This is a genomic window from Streptomyces sp. NPDC039424, from assembly GCF_055639495.1.
Map to the genome: position 1 here is coordinate 370,074 of NZ_JBVKAI010000005.1, position 20,043 is coordinate 390,116.

Consider the following 20,043-nt stretch of genomic DNA (forward strand, 5'->3'; position numbering starts at 1 on the left):
TTAAATCGGGACCCGTCCGCGCGGCTATCGGACGGCCTGCCCGGCCTTGGCCTGGACGTGGGCGACGTAGCGGACGGTGAACACCATCGGGACCGCGAAGCCGGCGATCTGGACCAGCGTGGCGGCGGTCGAGTGGGCGTTCCCCGCGTGCGACATGACCGCGAGCGCGACGGCGGTCAGGGCGAAGGCCGCGGTCCATACGGCGGTGATGACCACGTTGGTCCGGATGAACGGCCTGAGTCCCCAGACCTCGCGCGGCGTGGTGCGCTTGGCGATGCCCAGCGTGAACGGCTTGCCGATGGCGAGCGAGACCCCGGCGATGACCGCCAGCGTGCCGGAGGAGAGGGCGGCGGAGTAGCCGTGCACGCCCGAGTGCGGATCGGCGAAGGCGACCACGGTCAGGACGGCGAAGAAGACCGCCGAGCCCAGCTCGATGATCAGCGCGTCGAAGCCGGTGCCCGCCCGTACCTGCCGGCCGATCACCGCCACCGCGACCACCAGGGCGGTAAGGGCTCCCCACTGCCAGCTGCCGGAGGGCAGCACCGCGAAGACGATCCACGGGAGGAAGGTGCGCAGGTAGGACATGGGTCTCTCCGTTTCGGCGGTTCTCTCCGGACTGGCCTTGCGTGCTTGCTGCTTTCTCTTCTGACATGTCAAAAGTAGAAGGTCCATAAATGACATGTCAAGGTTGGAAGGTAAGCTGGGGGTATGAGTCTTCGACACGCACTGCTGGGCCTCCTAGCGGAGCGCCCCGCCAGCGGCTACGACCTGCTGAAACTGTTCGAGACGTCGCTGGCCAACGTCTGGCCCGCCACCCAGAGCCAGATCTACACGGAGCTGACCAAGCTGGCGGACGCCGGACTGATCACGGTCGCCTCCGAGGGCCCGAGGGGCCGCAAGGAGTACGCCCTGGCCGACGAGGGGCTCGCCGAACTGCGGCACTGGCTGACCGAGACCCGCCCCCAGCGCACCGTCCGCAGCGACATCCTGCTCCGCGTCTTCTTCCTCGGGGTCCTGCCCCCCGAGCAGGCCCGGGCCCACCTGACCGGACTGGCCGAACTGTCCGGCCAGGTGCACGAGGATCTGCGCGGGCTGATGGAGTCCATCGACTGGGACGACGACAACCTCTCGGTCTACGGCCGGATCGTCCTGGAGTACGGCCTGCGGTTCAACGAGATGCGCAAGGAGTGGGCCCGGTGGGCGGCGGAGCTGATCGAGTGAGGGTGTGACGCAGGGCACAGGAACTCCGCTCGTTCCGCAGGGAGTAACAGGTGTGAGGCGGCAGACGGAACGAGGAGAGTCAGTGCGTGCGCGCATCCGTGCGGGGGACCGCGAAGCCTTCGCCGAGCTCTACGAGGAGTACGCGCGGGCGGTCTACAACCATGCCCTGCGGCTGACCGGCGACTGGTCGGAGGCCGAGGAGGCGATGTCCGAGACCTTCCTCGCCGCCTGGCGCGCCCGGGAGACGGTGGAGCCGGAGGGCGGATCACTGAAGCCCTGGCTGCTGGGCATCGCCACGCACAAGGCGCGCAACGCCAACCGCGGCGTCCGCCGCCGGCTCGCCTTCCTGGCCCGCAGCCCCGAACCACGCCCCGTCGAGGACTTCGCCGACGAGACGGCGGGCCGGATCGACGACGCCCGGCGACTCGCGCTGGTCCACCACGCGCTGCGCCGGCTGCGCCGCCAGGACCGGGAGGTGCTCACCCTGTGCGTGGCGTCCGGACTGGACTACCGGCAGACGGCCGAGGCCCTCGGCATCCCGGTCGGCACCGTGCGCTCGCGGCTGTCCCGAGCCCGCACGCGACTCGCCCGGCTCAGCAGCGGCCTACCCGACCGGGAAGAACCGGAACCGCCGCGCCCTCGCGGAGAGATGGAGAGTGAGGCCGCTTTCGCGGCCCTGTTCCTGCAGGAGGAAACCCCGTGAACGCTGACGACCTTCCCCCCGGCGGCTCCGCCCGGAGCGAGGCCGAGGAGCTGCTGTCGGCCCCGGCCGAATGGGACCTCCCGCGGAGCCGGCACCTCCACTACAAGGACGTACTGATGCAGCGCATCGACCAAGACCTCACCCCCTCGGCGCAGGAGTCCCCGGCGCCGCGCCGCCACCGGCTCCTGCGGGCCGCCGTGCTGCTGCCCGCCGCGTCGATGGCACTGGCCGGAGCGCTGGTCGTCACCCTCTCCGGCGGCGACGGCTCCGCCGCGCGGGGCGGGCACGCCACCGCGGGCACCGCCGGGACCGACAGCGCGTCCGTCACCCTCGACCGGATCGCCGCCGCGGCCATGAAGACCGACGCGAGCCCGGTGAAGGACGGCCAACTGGTCTACGTCAGGAGCCTGGTCCGCTCCAACGAGGGCACCTTCGAAGGCCCGGTGAAGCTCGGACCCGTGCACGAGCGGAAGGTCTGGATGGTGCAGGACCCCGCCCCCGTCACCACCGCCGGGTGGATCCTGGAGACCGGCAAGGGCGTCCCGATGTCCGGCGAGACGATCCCCGTCGAGGAGGGCTCCCCCGCCCCGGCGGGCATCCACCGCCCCACCTACACGTGGCTGGCCTCGCTGCCCACCGACCCCGACGCCCTGCTCGACTTGCTCTACGCCAAGACGCGGGTGGACGAGGACATGTCGAAGGACCAGGCCGTCTTCGGCACGATCGGCGACCTGCTGAACGAGACGGTCATGCCGCCCGCGAACGCCGCCGCGCTCTACAAGGCGGCGTCGGGGATCCCCGGCGTGACCGAGATCCCCGACGCCGTCGACGCCGCCGGCCGGCACGGCATCGCCATCACACACGAGGACTCCACCTCCGCGACCCGCAGCGAGTGGATCTTCGACAAGCACAGCCTCGCCTACCTCGGCTCGCGCTCCTACATCACCAAGGACAGGACGAAGAACCCCAGGCCCACCACGCTGTTCGGCAGCAACGCGATCATGGAACGCGGGGTCGTCGACCACCGGGGCGCGAAGCCCGGCAAGGCGGACGGCTGACCCGGCCCGCGCTCACTGGTCCGAGTAGCCGATGTCCCCGACGGTCCAGGCGCTGACGTCCGCCAGGGCGACGCGGTACATGCCGCCCGTGTCGGGGATGCCGAAGCTGCCCTGGAGGATCCGCGCGAGATGGAAGTGAAGGTGAGTCGGCCGGGCCTCGTCCCGCGTCGGCTCACCGGCGTCGGAGGAGGCGAACGCGGCGGCGAAGGCGCCCAGTTGCGGGGACCCGTGCAGGACCTCCGCCACCCGCTCCTTCCACATGGCCTCGGGGGCCAGCCGTCCGGTGATGACGGCTCCGGGAACCACCACGGTGAGGGACATCCGACTGTGTTGCTCCGACTCCACCAGCGCGGCGAGGCCGACGAGCAGGTCATCAGGGTGCGACATGGATGAGGAGACTACTCCACCGAGTCGGCAACGTCGGGGGCCGGGAAACTGCCGGACCCGGCACAAGTAAGCGCATGTCGGGCGATGCCAGGATGCCGCGCATGACCGATGTCGGTGAAGTGAGGTGCCTTCCCCCGTACCGGCGCACCTTGTGGTTCTTCGTGCTGCTCGGGGCCGTCGGGGCGGGCCTGGCCGTGCTGCGCGCGGCGTACGGGGGAGGGCCGCCCGCCGTCTGGCTGGCCGGGGGCCTGCTGCCGGCGCTGGTGGGTGTCATGTCATTGCGCGCGGTCAGGGCCCGGATGACCGCCGATGCCCGCGGCATCCGTTTCCGTACGCTGCTGCGCCACCGGAGCGTGCCCTGGCAGGACGTCACCGACCTGCGCGTACACCTGACGTACACGAACAACTCCCGTGTCCAGGACGCCCGTCGTATCGGCCTGGTGCTGCGCGACGGCCGTAAGCGTCTGCTGCCCCTGCCGCGGAGCTGGTCGTCCGACGACCCCGAGTTCGACGCGCGGCTGGCCGCGCTGCGCACGCTGCACCGCCGTCACGGGGTCCCGCGGTCGAGTCACGTCCCCGTCGTCTCGCACCGCACCGCCGGGCGGGGCTGGGCCGGGTCCGTGGCGCTGTGCGCGCTGCTGCTGGGGTGTGCGGGCGTGGCCACGTGGTTCGTGCCGGACGCCGCCGCGGACCAGCGGGCGTGGCAGTCGGCCACCCCGTGCGCCGCCGGGACGCCCGCCGCCGGGCGTGCCGACTGCCTGACCACCCTGCGGGCCGTGATCACGCGGACCGAGGCCAACAGGCCGAAGGTGAGCAGCTGGCTGTACTTCGCCGACGGCCGGCCGCTGGAGCGGGTCGGGGTCACGCGCGAGGCGGCCCTGGGGTTCCGGCCCGGTGACAGCGTCGAACTGACCGTCTGGCGCGGCCGGGTGAGAGAGATCGTCGGCGAGCGCGAGGTGTGGCGCGAGCACATGCCCGCCGCCGGGGAACTGGCCGTGGTGGCGGCCGGGTTCGCCCTCGCCGCCGGCTGGCCCGGTGCGCAGGTGCTGCTGCGTCTGCGCGGGCGCCGGCTGCCCGACGACGAGGTGCTCCCGTCGGCGCTTCCGTTCGCGGGCGCGCTCGTCGGTACGGCCCTGTGGCTGCTGCCGCTGTGCTACCTCCACCCCACGACCCTGCTCACCTCCTCCGCGGCCATCACCTGGGCCGCCGTGGGCTCCTCGGCCACCCTGGCCCTCTTCGTCGGGGCGTGGCGCGCCACCCGCGTCCGTACACCCCTGGCGGCCAGGGTCACCGAAGAGGCCGCCGACCCGGACGAGGAGGTGTTCCTGGCCGCCCGCTTCCTGGAGCACACCGACTACAACCCGCACGGCTTCGGCACCCACATCGCCCTCGGGGACGGCCCGCCCGCCGTGACCCCCGGTCCCGGCCGGTTCGCGGCGAAGCGGATCCCGGTGGAGCGGCTCACCGTCGGCAACGTGCGCCGCGCCCGCGGCAGCGACGGGGACACCGTCCCCAGAAGCTGGCACATAGCCGAACTCGACGACGCCGGTACCCCGGTCCGCCTCGCCGCCGCCCCCGGCGACCTCACGCGGATCCTGCGCGAACTGCGCCCCGCGAGGGCCCCCGCGGACGCCGAGGCCCCGTGAGCACGACCGTCTGAGGAACGTTCTGCCCGTACGGCCCGGCGGGATCAGCCGAGGCAGACCACGAGCAGGCACAGCTGCGACGGCGACGTCGAAGCCGGGGAGGGGCTCGCCTGAGGCGTTCCCGGGTCGTTGCCTTCGGCGGCGGGCGTGGAGGGCTGCTGTGCCGCCGTACCGGTCTGGTCGGCGGCCGACTCGCCGGAGGAGGACGAGGAGCCGGTCTGCTGCCGCGGGGCGGTCGTGTGAGCCGTGTGAGCCGTGTGCGCCGACTGCGGAGCGGCGGCGGGGGCGGCCGGCTGAGTGCTCGGTGCCGTGGTGTGGAGCGGGGCGGGGGCGGACCGCTGGTGCGGGAGGCCGGTCGCGGGGGACTGTGCGGGGGGAGTGGGCGTGGACCGGTGCGTGTCGGTGCGGGGCGCGTCCGGGCGGGTGTGCCGCGAGGTCGGTTCCTCCGCGGCGCGTGTGCCCGGGTCCTCCGGCGCGGTGGCCGCCTGTGCGCGGTCGCCGGGCTGCCGGTCCATCGCGGCCACGGTCAGGCCGCCGCCGACGAGCGCGACGGCGGTGGCGACCACGGCCCGGCGCTGGTTCTTCTTCCAGCGGGCCAGCTGACGGCGCCGTGCCGCCCGCCCTTGCGGCGCGGACGGCACGGCCTCGGGGTCACCGGAGGGCTCGGTGTGCGGGGCCTCGTCCGGCCACGGCTCCGAAGCCGTGACCGCCCACACCGCCGGGTCCGGCGTCGCGCCCGCGGGCCGGGCCGGGACGATCCGGCCGTCGGCCGTGGCCGGGGCGATGTCGGGGGCGTAGGCACCGCACCCGGGACACACCAGGGCGCCGTTGAGATGTCGACGACACGAGGAGCAGTAGTCCATCTGCGGTCTTCCTGAGTTGCCGTGCCGTCGCCCTGCCGGGCCGCGACCTGGTCACGTTCGTACGTGGGCTTTCGTACGGGGGATCGAATGGCCAGCAACGCTAACGACTGTTTCGAAAGACTGTGTGCAGCCTGTGTGATGCTCCTGCGCGGATCCCGTCAGAAGGTGCCGCGTGTGAACGGCTCGAAGACATGGCTGAAGTACCAGGTGTCCTGCGCGATGCCGGAGCAGGAGTTGGCGCCGGCCGTGCCCACGCACGTGCCGTTGTCGCGCTGGAGGGCCCAGAAGGAGAGGGTGTTGATGCCCTTGGCGGCGGCCCAGTGCTCCACCGTGACGGCGTCCTGCGGGGTGAAGGTCTCCTCGGGGCCGTAGTCGTCGATGCCGGGCATCTCGGTGACGCCGATCATGTGCCACAGGTTCGCCGGGCTCTTCTTCGGATAGAGGGCCGCCAGTTGGGCGTGCAGCCCGGTCGCGGCCGTCTCGGTGTCGGCCGCCATGTCGTGCGTGGCGCCGTCCCAGTAGTCGAACGTCATGATGTTGACGACGTCCACGCGCGCGCCGTTGTCGACGGCGTTCCGCAGCAGCGTCGCACCGCTGGGCGCGAGGCCGGTGTCGGTCGTCGGCAGGGTGTACGAGAACTGCACGTGCCGGCCGGTGCGTTCGGCCCAGTGCTGGACCTTCGCGATGGCCTTGTTGCGGCGGTCGATCCCGGCGGTGTTGTTGATGGAGTCGGCCTCGACGTCGAGGTCGATCCGGGTGACGCCGTACGTCGTGACGAGACTCTCGTACACCTTGGCGATGGAGTCGACGCTGGTGCAGCTGTCGGCCAGTTCGGTGCCGGTGGTGTCGGCGCTGTAGCCGCCGAAGGAGGGGATCACGTTGCCGCCGCGTGCCTGGATCGCGGCAATGTCGTCGCCGAAGGACGCCTTGGAGACGGGCTGGTCGGTTGCGCCGTTCCAGTACGCGGTGCACGAGCCGGCCGTGTCCGTCTGGAGGAAGGCCATCGTGAGGTACTTGTTGCCCGACTCGGCGGCGAGCGCGGCCGGGCTCTCACCGGTCCATGTCTCGAAGTACGGCGCCGCGACATGCGAGGGCAGGGGCTTCGCGGGGTGCGAGGACCCCTGCCCCGCGGCGAGCGCGCTCCCTCCCTGGAGGGCGGCCAGCCCCACCGACAGGGCGGTGACGGTCATACAGGACAGCAACGTGCGAAGAGAACCAGGTCGTCTCATGGACGCTCCCACAGGAAGGGCGGAAGGGCGGAGTGGGGGGCGCCGACCATCGTTGGACTAGACCAATTAATTGTCAAGGTTCTTTACTGTTGGCTGGGCACGAGTTGGCCCGGACCATGCCCGCGGCCCGGTCCCGCGAGCGCTACGTCCTGTCGTCCCGCCCCCGCTTAGATGTCGTCCACTTCGGCGGCGAAGAGCAGCCCGGGGTCGAACCCCATCCCGGTGAAGTGGCCCGCGAGTTCCAGGGACAGGATGCCGTGCAGGCGGGTCCAGAAGGCCAGGGCGCGGTGCAGGGCCGCTGGTGGGGCGGGGTGGCCGTCCGCCCATTGCCGGTGGGCTTCGAGGTGGGTGTCGAACGCCGTCGCGGGGCTGTCCGCGGGCGGCGCGGCGCAGGCGTCGAGCAGGATCGCCATGATCTCGGACGCGATCGCGGTGATGTCCTCGGGTGCGTGGTAGCCGGGGACCGGTGTGCCGTAGACGAGGAAGTACCGCTGGGGGTCGTCCAGTGCCCAGCCGCGCAGGGCGTGCGCCAGCGCCGCGACGTCGGCACCGGAGGCGGAGGCCGCGCGGAAGGTGTCGGCGAGGCTTCGGTACGCGTCTCTGATCAGCTCGGTGATCAGCTCGTCGCGTCCGGCGAAGTACCGGTAGAGAGCGGGCCCGCTCATTCCCATCTGCTTGGCGATCGCGTTGAGGGAGAGCGCGGAGGCCCCCGCCGTGGCGATCTGCTCCCACGCGCGTTGCTTGATCTCCTCGCGCACCTGGATGCGGTAGCGCTCGCGCGGGGTTTTCGCGCCCCCCGTGTCCGTCATGGCCTGCCACCTTCCGCCCTTACACCTTCACGGTCTAGTTAGACCCTATCACGAAAGCTATTGACACTTCCCGCAGCATCGCGTTACAACTTCTAACGAACGCGAAGCCGAGTAACGCAAAGCCGTGATGGAGGTCGTCATGAACGCCGAAGGACTCGTCGAGGTCGTCCTGCCGGGCAAGGTCGAGCCCGAGGGCCTGCAGATCCGGCACGGGGCCGTCCCCGCCCCGGGCCCGGGACAGGCAGTGATCCGGATGGAGGCGACGGGCGTCTCCTTCGCGGAGCAGCAGATGCGCCGCGGCCGGTACTACGACCAGCCGCCGTTCCCCTTCGTGCCCGGCTACGACCTGGTCGGCACGGTGCTGGCGACCGGCGAGGGCGTGGCACCGGGCCTCGCCGGCACCCGGGTCGCCGCGCTGGTCAAGGTCGGCGGCTGGGCGAGCCACGTCCTCGTGGACGCGGCGGACCTGGTGCCGGTGCCCGACGGCATCGGCGCGGCGGAGGCGGAGACCCTGGTGCTCAACGGCATCACCGCCTGGCAGATGCTGCACCGCAAGGCACGGGTGCGCGCCGGCCAGACCGTCGTGGTGCACGGCGCCAACGGCGGCGTCGGCTCGGTCCTGGTCCAACTCGCCCACGCCGCGGGCGCGAAGGTGATCGGCACGGCCTCCCCACGCCACCACGACGCGCTGCGGAAACAGGGCGTCACCCCCGTCGACTACCGCACCGGCGACATCGCCGCGCGCATCCGCGAGCTGGCCCCCGACGGGGTGGACGCCGTCTTCGACCACGTCGGAGGCCGCGGCATCGTCGACTCCTGGCGCCTGCTCGCCCCCGGCGGCACCCTCGTCTCCTACGGCACCGCCTCCACCCGCGACGCCGAAGGATCCAAGCAGTGGCCCGTGCTCAAACTCCTCGGCCGGGTGTGGCTGTGGAACGCCCTGCCCAACCGCCGCCGCGCCGGCTTCTTCAACGTCTGGGCCGGCCGAGCCCTGTCCAGGAACCGGTTCCGGGCCCGCCTCAGCGCCGACCTCACCCAGGTCTTCGAGGCCCTCCAGCGCGGCGAGGTCACCGCCCAGGTCGCCGCCCAACTGCCGCTCACCCGCGCCGCCGACGCTCTGCGGCTGGCCGAATCCGGCACGGTCGCCGGAAAGGTCGTCCTCACCCCGTAGCAACTCGCGTCACTAAAACGGGAGTTGACTGTGCTTCCGGTGTCGCGCGGACCGGACACCGCCTGGCCCGGTAGTGCGCGAGATGCCGTGCGGCAAATCGGACGATACGATGAAAAACAGCAGCGCACCTCGTGAAACACGCTCCGAGGTGCCCGGCGTGACGGAGCGAGGCTTCCCCTCGGTGTCCTGTGCGACCGCTGCCGCGGGTGACGGAGCCGTCACGTCCCATCGGCCGCACCGGCAGACCCGAGGGAGAACGAACGATGGACCGAACACGTCTCGCAGCACTCACGTTCCTGGTGGCCCCCGCGCTCGCGCTGAGCCCGGCGGTCGCCGCACACGCCTCGACCACCGCCGCACACGGCGCCGCCCCCCGCGCGGCATGCCATGTCGAGAAAGAGTCGAACGGCAAATACCACCTGTGGGGCGTGGGATTCGGCCACGGCACGAAGGTGACCTACTCGGGATCAAGCTCGGGCACCGTCACGACGGACAACTCGGGCCGGTTCGACATCGGCGGTCTCAGCGGGAGCAGATACGTCGTCAAGACGAACAAGGGGATGATGACGCTCACCTGCGCCATGGTCCGCCACTGAGCCCCGATCAGGCGCCGACGTAGTCCGCCAGATGCTCGCCGGTGAGGGTGGAGCGGGCGGCCACGAGATCGGCGGGTGTGCCCTCGAAGACGATCCGGCCACCGTCGTGACCGGCGCCGGGACCGAGGTCGATGATCCAGTCGGCGTGCGCCATGACCGCCGGGTGGTGCTCCACGACGATGACCGACTTGCCGGAGTCGACGAGCCGGTCGAGCAGGCCGAGCAGTTGCTCGACGTCGGCGAGATGCAGACCGGCGGTCGGCTCGTCCAGGACGTAGACACCGCCCTTCTCGGCCATGTGGGTCGCCAGCTTGAGCCGCTGCCGCTCACCGCCGGACAGCGTGGTGAGCGGCTGACCGAGGCTCAGGTAGCCGAGCCCGACGTCGGCGAGCCGGCCGAGGACGGTGTGCGCGGCCGGTGTGCGCGCCTCGCCGGAGCCGAAGAACTCCTCGGCCTCGGTCACCGACATCGCGAGCACCTCGCTGATGTCGCGGCCCCCGAGCCGGTACTCCAGCACCGACGCCTCGAACCGCTTTCCCTCGCACTCCTCGCAGGTGGTGGCGACACCGGCCATCATCGCCAGGTCGGTGAAGACTACGCCGGCGCCGTTGCAGTTGGGGCAGGCGCCCTCGGAGTTGGAGCTGAACAGCGCCGGCTTGACGCCGTTGGCCTTCGCGAAGGCCTTGCGGATCGGCTCCAGCAGCCCGGTGTACGTCGCCGGGTTGCTCCGGCGCGAGCCGCGGATCCCGCTCTGGTCGACCGACACCACACCCGCGCCGGCCGCCCCCGGCTGTTGACACAGCGACCCGTGTACGAGCGAGCTCTTGCCGGAACCCGCGACGCCGGTGACCACGACCAGCACCCCGAGCGGGAAGTCGACGTCGACACCGCGCAGGTTGTGCGCCGTCGCGCCGCGGACCTCGAGCCGGCCGGCGGGCTCCCGCACCGTCTCCTTGAGTGCGGCCCGGTCGTCGAGATGGCGGCCGGTCACGGTGCCCCCGGCCCGCAGCCCCTCGACGGTGCCCTCGAAGCAGACCGTGCCGCCCGCCGTACCGGCGCCGGGGCCCAGGTCGACCACGTGGTCGGCGATGGCGATCGTCTGCGGCTTGTGCTCCACGACGAGCACCGTGTTGCCCTTGTCCCGCAGCCGCAGCAGCAGGTCGTTCATCCGCTGGATGTCATGCGGGTGCAGGCCCGTGGTGGGCTCGTCGAAGACGTAGGTGACGTCGGTGAGCGAGGAGCCGAGGTGGCGGATCATCTTGACGCGCTGCGCCTCACCGCCCGACAGCGTGCCCGCCGGCCGGTCGAGCGAGAGGTACCCCAGCCCGATCTCCGTGAACGAGTCCAGGGTGTGGCGCAGCGTGGCGAGCAGCGGCGCCACCGAGGGCTCGTCGAGGCCGCGGACCCATTCGGCGAGGTCGCTGATCTGCATCGCGCAGGCGTCGGCGATGCCGACCCCGCCGATCCGGGACGAGCGGGCCGCCTCGCTGAGCCGGGTGCCGCCGCACTCGGGACAGGCGGTGAAGGTGACCGCCCGGTCCACGAACTCCCGGATGTGCGGCTGCATCGCCTCCGGGTCCTTGGCGAGGAGTGACTTCTGGACCCGGGGGATCAGCCCCTCGTAGGTCATGTTGATGCCCGCGATCTTCATCCTGGTCGGCTCGCGGTGCAGGAAGTCCTCCAGCTCCTGCTTGGTGTACGTGCTGATCGGCTTGTCCGGGTCGAAGAACCCCGACTCGCTGTAGAGCCGGTAGTTCCAGCCGCCCGCCTTGTAGCCGGGGATGGTGAGCGCGCCCTCGGAGAGCGACTTGGAGTCGTCGTAGAGCTGGGTGAGGTCGATGTCGGAGACCGTGCCGCGGCCCTCGCAGCGCGGACACATGCCGCCGGTGATGCTGAAGCTGCGCCGCTCCTTCACGGTCTTCCCGCCGCGCTCGACGGTGACCGCGCCCGCCCCGCTGATCGAGGGGACGTTGAAGGAGAACGCCTTGGGCGAGCCGATGTGCGGCTGCCCGAGCCGGCTGAAGAGGATGCGCAGCATCGCGTTGGCGTCGGTGGCGGTGCCGACCGTGGAGCGGGGGTCGGCACCCATCCGCTGCTGGTCGACGATGATCGCGGTCGTCAGCCCGTCGAGTACGTCGACCTCGGGCCGCGCCAGCGTCGGCATGAAGCCCTGCACGAAGGCGCTGTAGGTCTCGTTGATCAGCCGCTGCGACTCCGCGGCGATCGTGTCGAACACCAGCGAGCTCTTGCCCGAGCCGGAGACGCCGGTGAACACCGTCAGCCGGCGCTTCGGGATCTCGACGCTGACGTCCTTGAGGTTGTTCTCACGCGCGCCGTGCACGCGGATCAGGTCATGGCTGTCGGCAACGTGCGGCGCGGGCGCCTGGGCCTTGGTCCTCGGGGCCGTGCTCATCGTGCCTCCATCCGTCGGGCGGGGCCGCCCTCGCGGTCCCCGTCGGCGTCGACCGGCTCGGTCGTCGACGGGCTCGATCTAACCAGCGCGGTACGAATGAACGCATCCCGCATTCCCCGCCCGCACCGCGGTCGCGGTCAGTCCGGCCGCCGGCGGGCCAGCTTCACCTCGCGGTCGACGGCCCAGGCGTCGGCGACCGGCCCGAGGTGGCCGAGCTTGTCGGGATTGCTCACCCCGCGCACGGTCTGAATCCGCCCGTCGAGCATCTCGAGGACCAGGATCTGCAGGATCCCGCCGTCCCGGTCGCGGAAGATCGCGCCGGGCTGGCCGTTGACCTCCCGCGGCTCCAGCGTCACGTCGATCCGGACCAGCCAGGGGAAGACCGTGCCCAGCAGCCGGGCCACCTTCTCCGCGCCCATGATGGTCCTGGCCAGCTGCGGGGCCTTGCCGCCGCCGTCCCCGACCAGCTGCGCGTCGGCGGCCAGCAGGTTCTGCAGCCCGCCCACATCGCCGTCCTTCAGCGCGTCGAAGAACCGTGTCGCGAGCTCCTGCCGCTCCTGACGGTCCGCCTCGAAGCGCGGGCGCCCGGCCTCCATGTGCCGCCGCGCCCGCACCAGCAGCTGCCGGCATGCCGCCTCCGAACGCCCCACCGCCGCGGCGACCTCGTCGAACCCGAAGCCGAACACCTCCCGCAGCAGGAAGACCGCCCGCTCCAGCGGGCTGAGCCGCTCCAGCAGCAGCAGCGCCGCCATCGACACCGAGTCGGCCAGTTCCACCGACCGCGCCGGATCCTGGTACGGATCGCTCAGCAGCGGCTCGGGAAACCACGGCCCGACGTACGCCTCCCGCCGCACCCGCGCGGAACGCAGCACATCGATGGAGATCCGGGTCACCGTGGCCGACAGAAAGGCCTTGGTCGACGTGGGCCGGGTCGCCGAGCCGTCGAAGCGCAGCCAGGTCTCCTGCACCGCGTCCTCGGCCTCGCTCACGCTGCCCAGAATCCGGTAGGCGATCGAGAACAGCAGCGGCCGCAGCTCCTCGAAATCCTCGACCTTGCTCACGCCGGCTCCCCTCCCCTTGATCGACAGGCCACGGTAACGCCCCCGGGACCGGTGGTGTCAGTGGAACTGCCCGGCCTCGTAGTCGCCGGCCGGCTGCCGGCTGATGACGTTCAGCCGGTTCGCCATGTTCAGGAAGGAGACCAGGAGCACCAGGGCGGTGAGCTGCTCCTCGTCGTAGTGCTTGGCGGCTTGCGCCCACACCTCGTCGGTGACCCCGCCGGCCCCGTCCGCGACCCGGGTCCCCTGCTCCGCCAGCTCCAGCGCGGCCCGCTCGGCCTCGGTGAAGACCGTGGCCTCCCGCCACGCCGCCACCAGGTGCAGCCGCACCGAGGTCTCCCCGGCTGCGGCGGCCTCCTTGGTGTGCATGTCGATGCAGACCGCGCAGCCGTTGATCTGGCTCACGCGCAGCGCCACCAGCTCCTGCGTCGCGGACGGCAGCGGCGAGTCCTGGAGCGTCTTTCCCGCCGAGATGATGTGCTTGAGCGCCTTGCCGGCGGTCTGGCTGGCGAAGAGGTTCAGTCGCGCGTCCATGGTCCGCTCCTCCGTTGTCGTCACTGGCTACACCCCTGAGACGAGGTGGCCCGGCCCCCTGTGACATCGGCGGATGTGACCCGCGCCTCCCCGGCTCAGGCGCCTGCGGCCTCCGCGATGGTGTGGGCGACGAGGGCGTTGGCGTGGCCGTGGCCCATACCGTGCTCGGCCTTCAGCCAGTTCACGAGCTCCATGTGCTTGGTCAGGGGCGAGGAGCGGATGAGTTCCTTCCATTCCGCTATCGGGCGGCCATACTTCTTCTCGATGGAGGGGAAGTAACTGGCAGGGCCTTTCACGGCGGCGGTCATGTCGGTGGTCTCCCGTCGGTTCCGGTGCGGTCGCCTTTGATGACCGAGGAGGGCGAACGAAGTCATCGGCAGGCGAGTGTGTGCTGCGTCACACGGGACGGTCGATGCTGACCCACCGTCACCACCCGGTGCGCAGCAGATGGTTGAGGAGCAGCGCGAGCACCGCCTGGGCGGTGAGCCAGGCGCGGGGACGGGGGAGATACGCGCAGGCCGGGAGGAGCCACATCGCGAAGGGGAGCCAGATGCGTTCGGTCTCGGCCTTGCTCATGCCGGACAGGTCGGCGGTCAGGAGGGCGAGGAGGGAGGCGGCCACGAGGAGGGCGAGGCGGAGACCGCCGGGCGGATCGGCGGGGCGCCGCAGCAGCACGGCACCCGTCCGCCGCAGTCCCGCCGCCGTGGCCAGGCCCGTGATGAGCACGGTGCAGGCGAGGTTGGCCCACACCCAGTAGCCGTACGGGCGGACGCCGCCCGCACCCTGGCGGTAGCGCGTGACCAGCAGCCGGTACGCTTCCCACCAGTCGAACCCGGCGAGCGTGAACGCCGTCGGCACGACGGTCAGCCCGGCGAGCAGGAGCGCGAGCAGCAGGGGCCGTTCCCGGACCCGCCGTCGGCCGAGCACCAGCACCGCCGCGCCGATGAGCGCGAAGAGCGTCAGCCCGTACGAGAGGTAGCAGGTGAGCCCGAACAGGAGTCCGGACGCCGCCGCCCAGTACACCGACCGTCCGGTGACCGCGAGCGCCAGCAGCGCCACGGCCCACGCGGCGACCGCCGCGAAGTAGGCGTCGGCCGAGGTGCCCATCCACACCGCCGCCGGGGCCAGCACCAGGAAGGGCGCCGCCCGCCGCGCCAGGCCATCCCCGGCCAGTGCCCGTACCGCGACGAGCACGGCCGCACACGCCGTCGCGCCGACGACGACGCACCAGATTCCGGCCCAGCCGCCGCCCCGCAGCCCGATCCGGTCGAGCAGGACGAAGGTCAGCGTGGCCGCCGGGGGATGGCCGGCGATGTGGGCGGGCCAGTGGTCGGCGGGGCCGAGAACGATGTGGTGGGTGAAGTCGCGCAGGGTGGCCGGGATGTCGTGGAAGCGGTCGATGCCCCGGAGGTACTCGTAGCGCGTGGTGAGCCGGCCGGCGACGCCCCGCTGCCAGCCGTCGACCAGGGCCAGGGAGAGGATCCAGGCCGTGGCCGTCCCCCAGGTCGCCGCGAGCAGGGCCCGCCACGGCAGGCGGGTGGCGAGGACGGGCCCGTACGTCACCACGGCCGCCGCCACCACCAGGGCGGCCGGGGTGCCGGGGCCGACGTGCGGACCCCAGGTGCCCAGGAGCGGGGGCCAGTGGACGATCAGGGTGTGGCGGGTGTCCTGGATGTGGCGGCCGACCAGCACGGCCACCGTGACGAGCAGGGCGGCGGCCAGGACGGCGTACAGATCGCGGAGGAGGGCGCGGGTCACACCGGCACGCTAGGCCGGGCGGCGGGAAGCGGGCCGCCGTCCGGGCCGGACGTCAGCGTTTCGTCATGGGTCGAGCGGCCTTTCCCGGGGGTGTCCCGGCCTACGGTCGGCTCATGCGAGACGACCCACGGCTTCCCTCATCGCCCGGCTTCTGGCGCAGCCCGCTGCGTGGCCCCTGGTTCACGTCGGTGCTCGGCCTCGTCCTGCTCGTCGGCATCACGGTGCTGTTCCTGACGGGCCTGGTCTCGTACGCCGCCTACAACCCGGACCTGTCGCCGGTGAACGACAAGACCCCGGACAAGGGGATCCTCGGCTTCTACCTCTTCGCCTGGCCGACGGACCCGCCCTGGCTTTACCGGCTCACCCAGGGCGTCCACGTCACCCTGGGCGTCACCCTGATCCCCGTCCTGCTGGCCAAGCTGTGGTCGGTGGTGCCCAGGCTGTTCACACTGCCGCCCGCCCGCTCGCTCGCCCACGCGCTGGAGCGGATCTCACTGCTGCTGCTGGTCGGGGGCGCGCTGTTCGAGTTCGTGACCGGTGTCCTCAACATCCAGCTCGACTACGTCTTCCCCGGCTCCTTCTACACCCTGCACTTCTACGGCGCGTGGGTGTTCTTCGCCGCCTTCGTCGCCCATGCCGCCCTGAAGACCCCGGCGGCCGTACGGAACCTGCGCCGCCTGCGGGAGGAAAGGGAGACGGGGAAGGCGGGGGAGGCGGGGGACCTGGTCTCCCCGCGTCCCGGTCCCCCGACCGTGTCCCGGCGCGGCGCCCTGTGGTTCGTCGGCGGCGGCTCGCTGCTGCTGTTCGCCACGACGGCCGGCCAGGGCTTCGACGGCCCGCTGCGGCGTACGGCCCTGCTCGCACCGCACGGCGGAGCCGGCCCCGGCAGCGGCCCGAACGGCTTCCAGATCAACAAGACGGCCGGGTACGCCGGGATCCGCGCGGCGGAGACCGGCGAGGACGCCTGGCGCCTCGTCGTGACCGGGCGGACGGGCACGGTCCGCCTCAGCCGCGCCCAGCTGGCCCGGCTCCCCCTGCACAGCTCGGCGCTGCCCATCGCCTGCGTCGAGGGCTGGTCGACGTCGGACCAGTGGTGGCGCGGGGTGCGGCTGCGGGACCTCGCCGCGCTCGTCGGCCACGACGGCGATCCGCCGGACGTGTTCGTCGAGTCCCTCCAGCGGCACGGCGCCTTCCGCCGCGCCGCCCTGCGCGCCAACCAGGTCGCCGATCCGCGCTCCCTGCTCGCCCTGTACGTCAACGGCGAGGACCTGTCGCCGGATCACGGTTACCCGGCGCGCGTCATCGTTCCGGCCGCGCCCGGCGTGCTGAACACCAAGTGGGTGGCCCGGATGACGTTCGGAGACCTGTGATGCGACGACGGCCCGTCCTCGGCAGTCCCCTGCAGATCCTGCTGCTGGGCTGCTCGTTCGCGCTCGCCGCCTACGCGGGCGTCCGCCTCCTGGCCGACGACCGGTTCGGCGTGGCGCTGTGGTTCGTGGGGGCTGCGCTGCTGCACGACCTCGTCCTGCTGCCCCTGTACGCGGCGGCGGACCGGGCGGTCACGGGAGGTCTCGGCGCGGCCGGTCACCGGGAGTGGGTGGGGTACGTGCGCGTACCGGCCGCCCTCTCCGGCCTGCTGCTGCTCGTGTGGTTCCCGCTGATCAGCGGGATGGTGGAGCGGCGTTATCCGTCCGCCACCGGACTGCCGGCCGACGGCTTCCTCGCCCGCTGGCTGCTGGTCACCGCCGTGCTCTTCGGCGGCTCGGCGCTGCTGCTGGCGCTGCGGCTGCGCAGGGCGAGGAAGCGGCGCTCACCGGCCGTCCACTGACCGACGGCACTCCACCTCGCCGGGCCCGCGTACCGCAGCAGGGCCGCGGTGCCGAGCCGCGCCCAGGGGAACGTGCCGCCGGACCCGCCGGCGCCGATGACGTCGACGACCTGCACCTGGGCGCGTTCGTCGACGTCGACCGGCGCGGTCTCGGCGATCAGCAGGCCACCGGGGGCGAGCAGCGCGTCCACCCGGTCCAGCAGGGCGCGCGGGTCGCCGCCTATGCCGACGTTGCCGTCCATGAGCAGCACGGTGCCCCAGCGGCCCGCGCCGGGCAGCGGCTCGAAGACCGAGCGGCGCAGCGCCGGACCCCCGAGCCGCACGGTGTGGTCGACGGCGGTCTCGCTGACGTCGATGCCGAGGACGGTCCGGCCCCGCGCGGCGAGTTCCGCGACCAGCCGCCCCGGCCCGCAGCCGATGTCCAGCACGGGGCCCTCGCACCGGTCCAGCACGTCCAGGTCGACCGGGTCGGCTCGCGCGCACCAGCGCTCCACCTCCAGCGGCAGCAGCCAGCCGTCGGCGCGACGCAGGAACAGCGGGCCGCGGCCGGCGCGCAGGGCGGCCGCGTAGGGGTCGGAGGCGGCCCAGGGCGGTGAGACGACGGTGCTCATCGGCTCGCCGCCGTCGTGAACCGGGCCAGCCGTGCGGCGAAGCGGCCGTGCGGGGCCAGCGCGGCGACGGCGCGGGCGTCGGCGGCGGTGTCCACGTCCCGCAGCCGGGGCAGGTCCCGCACCCGCAGCCCCGCGCCGACGAGCCGCTCCCGCTGCACGGCCCCGGTGACCGGCGTCGACATGGGCACGCCCCGCAGCAGCGCGGGATCGGGCTCGGCCAGTCCGAGGGCCCAGAAGCCGCCGTCCTCGGCGGCACCGAAGTACGCGTCGCAGCCGTCGAAGTCCACGCCGAGCAGCTCCGGGGTCACCTGCGGGGTGTCCATCCCGATCAGCAGGGCCGGTCCGTCACAGCCGGCGAAGGCGTCCGCGAGCCGTTCGTCGAGACCGCCCGCACACTGCCGTACGACGTCGAAGCCGGGCGGGAGCCACGGGCCGGGGGCGCCTTCCAGGACGAGCACCCGGCGGGCGGCGGGGGTGGCCGCCACCGCCTGAAGGGTGTCGGTCAGCGCCGCCTCGGCGAGCGCCGCCGCCTCCCAGGGGGTGAACGGCGGGCTGAGCCGGGTCTTGACCCGGCCCGGCAGCGGTTCCTTGGCGATGACGAGGAGCGTGGTCACCGAGCCGTCCCCTCGCCGACGGGGGTCTCCTTCAGCACGCGGCTCATGTCCCGTACCGCCTGCCAGGTGCCGCGCCAGGTGCCCGTCACCTTCGAGGCGCCGGCCCGGGGCAGGTAGGGGACGTCGTGCTCGGTGATCCGCCAGCCCGCGTCGGCGGCGCGCACCACCATCTGCAGGGGGTAGCCGCTGCGCCGGTCGGTGAGCCCGAGGGCGAGCAGCGGCTCACGGCGGGCGGCGCGCAGCGGGCCGAGGTCGTGCAGCCGCAGGCCGGTGCGGCGGCGCAGCAGCCGGGCGAGGGCGAGGTTGCCGGCCCGGGCGTGCGCGGGCCACGCGCCCCGGCGACGCGGGCGCCTGCGGCCGAGCACCAGGTCGGCCCCGCCGGTGCGGAGTTCGCAGACGAAGGGGACGAGCAGGGACGGGTCGAGGGAGGCGTCGCAGTCGCAGAAGCACACGACCTCGGCGGTGGCCGCGGTCAGTCCGGCGTGGCAGGCCGCGCCGAAACCCCGGCGCGGCTCGTGGACGACGGTCGCGCCGAGTGCGCGAGCGATCTCCGCCGAGCCGTCGGTGGAGCCGTTGTCGACGACGAGGGCCCGCCAGCCGGACGGGATCCGGGCCAGCACCCAGGGCAGGGCCTCCGCCTCGTTCAGACAGGGGAGGACGACATCTACGTCCATGTCGATGGTCACGGGCTTCACCCTACGAACGCGAATAGGGCATACCGGGCTTCGGCTCCTTACGAAACGCGGACGTCGGGGCGCCGGGAGCCCTCGGGGAGCCGCACGGGCGCGGCCCCGGTGCCAGGCTGGAGGCATGCAGCAGCAGTCGTACGAGTCCCGGCCCCCGCGGCCGGAATCCGCCCGGGTCCTGGTCGTCGACGACGACCCCACGGTCGCGGAGGTCGTCGCCGGATACCTGGACCGGGCGGGCTTCACCGTCGACCGGGCCGACGACGGCCCGACGGCCCTGGACCGGGCCGCCGCGCACTGGCCCGACCTGGTGGTGCTGGACCTGATGCTGCCCGGCATGGACGGCCTGGAGGTGTGCCGCCGGATGCGCGGCCAGGGGCCCGTACCGGTCATCATGCTCACCGCGCGCGGCGACGAGGACGACCGCGTCCTCGGCCTGGAGGTCGGCGCCGACGACTACGTCACCAAACCCTTCAGCCCCCGCGAACTCGTGCTGCGGGTGGAGTCGGTCCTGCGCCGCACCCGGCCCGCCACCGGCGCCCGCTGCTTGAGCGCCGCCGGCCTGACCATCGACCCCGCCGCCCGCCGCGCCACCCGGAACGGCACCGAACTCGCCCTCACCCTCCGCGAGTTCGACCTCCTCGCCTTCTTCTTCCGGCACCCGGGACGGGCGTTCGGCCGCGAGGACCTGATGCGCGAGGTGTGGGGCTGGGACTTCGGCGACCTGTCCACCGTCACCGTCCACGTCCGCCGGCTGCGCGGCAAGGTCGAGGACGACCCGGCCCGGCCCCGCCTGATCCAGACCGTGTGGGGCGTCGGCTACCGCTTCGAGCCCGACGGCGGGGAGGTGGACTGACC

At 72.5% G+C, this 20,043-nt stretch carries 21 protein-coding genes; 8 read left to right on the top strand and 13 right to left on the bottom strand.

The genetic code is table 11. From position 1 onward, the window contains the following. Window positions 1-24 precede the first annotated feature (24 nt). On the bottom strand, window positions 25-585 hold the full coding sequence (locus tag ACZ7L0_RS16015; protein ID WP_471243059.1) for a hypothetical protein: 561 nt from the start codon (window positions 583-585) through the stop codon (window positions 25-27). A gap of 123 nt (window positions 586-708) precedes the next feature. Between ACZ7L0_RS16015 and ACZ7L0_RS16020 the strand changes: the two genes are divergently transcribed. The 3 genes from ACZ7L0_RS16020 (at window position 709) to ACZ7L0_RS16030 (ending at window position 2,982) form a co-directional block, all read left to right on the top strand. Then, on the top strand, window positions 709-1,221 hold the full coding sequence (locus ACZ7L0_RS16020) for a PadR family transcriptional regulator (RefSeq protein WP_471243060.1): 513 nt from the start codon (window positions 709-711) through the stop codon (window positions 1,219-1,221). Between the two features lie 82 nt (window positions 1,222-1,303). Continuing rightward, a complete protein-coding gene (locus ACZ7L0_RS16025; RefSeq protein ID WP_471243061.1) occupies window positions 1,304-1,924 on the top strand; it encodes an RNA polymerase sigma factor in 621 nt (206 codons plus the stop codon). After that, window positions 1,921-2,982 carry a CU044_5270 family protein gene (locus tag ACZ7L0_RS16030; protein ID WP_471243062.1) on the top strand — a complete coding sequence of 354 codons (1,062 nt, stop codon included), beginning with the start codon at window positions 1,921-1,923 and terminating at the stop codon, window positions 2,980-2,982. The genes ACZ7L0_RS16025 and ACZ7L0_RS16030 overlap by 4 nt, the downstream gene beginning before the upstream one ends. A 12-nt stretch (window positions 2,983-2,994) precedes the next feature. On the opposite strand, the gene ACZ7L0_RS16035 is transcribed toward ACZ7L0_RS16030, so the two are convergent. Continuing rightward, window positions 2,995-3,369: a hypothetical protein gene (locus tag ACZ7L0_RS16035; RefSeq protein WP_471243063.1), complete on the bottom strand. Its 375-nt coding sequence runs from the start codon at window positions 3,367-3,369 to the stop codon at window positions 2,995-2,997. 101 nt (window positions 3,370-3,470) lie between these two features. Here ACZ7L0_RS16035 and ACZ7L0_RS16040 point away from each other — a divergent pair, with 101 nt between their 5' ends. Beyond that, complete coding sequence (locus tag ACZ7L0_RS16040; RefSeq protein WP_471243064.1) at window positions 3,471-5,015, top strand: PH domain-containing protein; 1,545 nt, start codon at window positions 3,471-3,473, stop codon at window positions 5,013-5,015. A gap of 44 nt (window positions 5,016-5,059) precedes the next feature. Here ACZ7L0_RS16040 and ACZ7L0_RS16045 read toward each other — a convergent pair whose 3' ends face one another. From ACZ7L0_RS16045 to ACZ7L0_RS16055, 3 genes are all read right to left on the bottom strand, one after another. Then, entirely contained in the window at window positions 5,060-5,878 is an 819-nt protein-coding gene (locus tag ACZ7L0_RS16045) for an SCO2400 family protein (RefSeq protein ID WP_471243065.1), read from the bottom strand. 158 nt (window positions 5,879-6,036) lie between these two features. Further along, the gene (locus ACZ7L0_RS16050; RefSeq protein ID WP_471243066.1) at window positions 6,037-7,068 is read right to left on the bottom strand and encodes a chitinase; all 1,032 of its coding nucleotides are present in this window, start codon (window positions 7,066-7,068) and stop codon (window positions 6,037-6,039) included. A gap of 206 nt (window positions 7,069-7,274) precedes the next feature. Next, window positions 7,275-7,916 (bottom strand): TetR/AcrR family transcriptional regulator, encoded by a 642-nt coding sequence (locus ACZ7L0_RS16055; RefSeq protein ID WP_471243067.1) that lies wholly within the window; start codon window positions 7,914-7,916, stop codon window positions 7,275-7,277. Window positions 7,917-8,055: 139 nt separating this feature from the next. On the opposite strand from ACZ7L0_RS16055, the gene ACZ7L0_RS16060 reads away from it, so the two are divergent. Both ACZ7L0_RS16060 and ACZ7L0_RS16065 read left to right on the top strand, forming a co-directional pair. Continuing rightward, a complete protein-coding gene (locus ACZ7L0_RS16060; protein ID WP_471243068.1) occupies window positions 8,056-9,087 on the top strand; it encodes a medium chain dehydrogenase/reductase family protein in 1,032 nt (343 codons plus the stop codon). A gap of 263 nt (window positions 9,088-9,350) precedes the next feature. Further along, the gene (locus tag ACZ7L0_RS16065) at window positions 9,351-9,683 is read left to right on the top strand and encodes a hypothetical protein (protein ID WP_471243069.1); all 333 of its coding nucleotides are present in this window, start codon (window positions 9,351-9,353) and stop codon (window positions 9,681-9,683) included. A gap of 7 nt (window positions 9,684-9,690) precedes the next feature. Here the strand turns inward: ACZ7L0_RS16065 and ACZ7L0_RS16070 are convergent, their stop codons facing one another. From ACZ7L0_RS16070 to ACZ7L0_RS16090, 5 genes are all read right to left on the bottom strand, one after another. Next, a complete protein-coding gene (locus ACZ7L0_RS16070) occupies window positions 9,691-12,096 on the bottom strand; it encodes an ATP-binding cassette domain-containing protein (RefSeq protein ID WP_471243070.1) in 2,406 nt (801 codons plus the stop codon). A gap of 137 nt (window positions 12,097-12,233) precedes the next feature. Beyond that, window positions 12,234-13,157, bottom strand: coding sequence for an RNA polymerase sigma-70 factor (locus ACZ7L0_RS16075; protein ID WP_471243071.1), 924 nt, complete (start codon window positions 13,155-13,157; stop codon window positions 12,234-12,236). A gap of 57 nt (window positions 13,158-13,214) precedes the next feature. Next, complete coding sequence (locus ACZ7L0_RS16080) at window positions 13,215-13,688, bottom strand: carboxymuconolactone decarboxylase family protein (RefSeq protein ID WP_471243072.1); 474 nt, start codon at window positions 13,686-13,688, stop codon at window positions 13,215-13,217. A 95-nt stretch (window positions 13,689-13,783) separates the two neighbouring features. Next, the gene (locus ACZ7L0_RS16085) at window positions 13,784-13,996 is read right to left on the bottom strand and encodes a DUF4287 domain-containing protein (protein WP_471243073.1); all 213 of its coding nucleotides are present in this window, start codon (window positions 13,994-13,996) and stop codon (window positions 13,784-13,786) included. A gap of 118 nt (window positions 13,997-14,114) precedes the next feature. Then, entirely contained in the window at window positions 14,115-15,446 is a 1,332-nt protein-coding gene (locus tag ACZ7L0_RS16090; protein ID WP_471243074.1) for a hypothetical protein, read from the bottom strand. 113 nt (window positions 15,447-15,559) lie between these two features. On the opposite strand from ACZ7L0_RS16090, the gene ACZ7L0_RS16095 reads away from it, so the two are divergent. After that, window positions 15,560-16,816, top strand: coding sequence for a molybdopterin-dependent oxidoreductase (locus ACZ7L0_RS16095; protein WP_471243075.1), 1,257 nt, complete (start codon window positions 15,560-15,562; stop codon window positions 16,814-16,816). A 313-nt stretch (window positions 16,817-17,129) separates the two neighbouring features. On the opposite strand, the gene ACZ7L0_RS16100 is transcribed toward ACZ7L0_RS16095, so the two are convergent. Genes ACZ7L0_RS16100 through ACZ7L0_RS16110 form a run of 3 tightly spaced genes read right to left on the bottom strand, consistent with a single transcriptional unit; the run spans window position 17,130 to window position 19,173 of the window. Then, complete coding sequence (locus ACZ7L0_RS16100; protein WP_471243076.1) at window positions 17,130-17,885, bottom strand: class I SAM-dependent methyltransferase; 756 nt, start codon at window positions 17,883-17,885, stop codon at window positions 17,130-17,132. Further along, the gene (locus ACZ7L0_RS16105; protein WP_471243077.1) at window positions 17,882-18,499 is read right to left on the bottom strand and encodes a TIGR04282 family arsenosugar biosynthesis glycosyltransferase; all 618 of its coding nucleotides are present in this window, start codon (window positions 18,497-18,499) and stop codon (window positions 17,882-17,884) included. The genes ACZ7L0_RS16100 and ACZ7L0_RS16105 overlap by 4 nt, the downstream gene beginning before the upstream one ends. Continuing rightward, entirely contained in the window at window positions 18,496-19,173 is a 678-nt protein-coding gene (locus ACZ7L0_RS16110; protein WP_471243224.1) for a glycosyltransferase family 2 protein, read from the bottom strand. Before ACZ7L0_RS16110 ends, ACZ7L0_RS16105 begins: the two co-directional genes overlap by 4 nt. A gap of 136 nt (window positions 19,174-19,309) precedes the next feature. Between ACZ7L0_RS16110 and ACZ7L0_RS16115 the strand changes: the two genes are divergently transcribed. Then, the gene (locus tag ACZ7L0_RS16115) at window positions 19,310-20,041 is read left to right on the top strand and encodes a response regulator transcription factor (RefSeq protein WP_471243078.1); all 732 of its coding nucleotides are present in this window, start codon (window positions 19,310-19,312) and stop codon (window positions 20,039-20,041) included. Window positions 20,042-20,043: the final 2 nt, after the last annotated feature.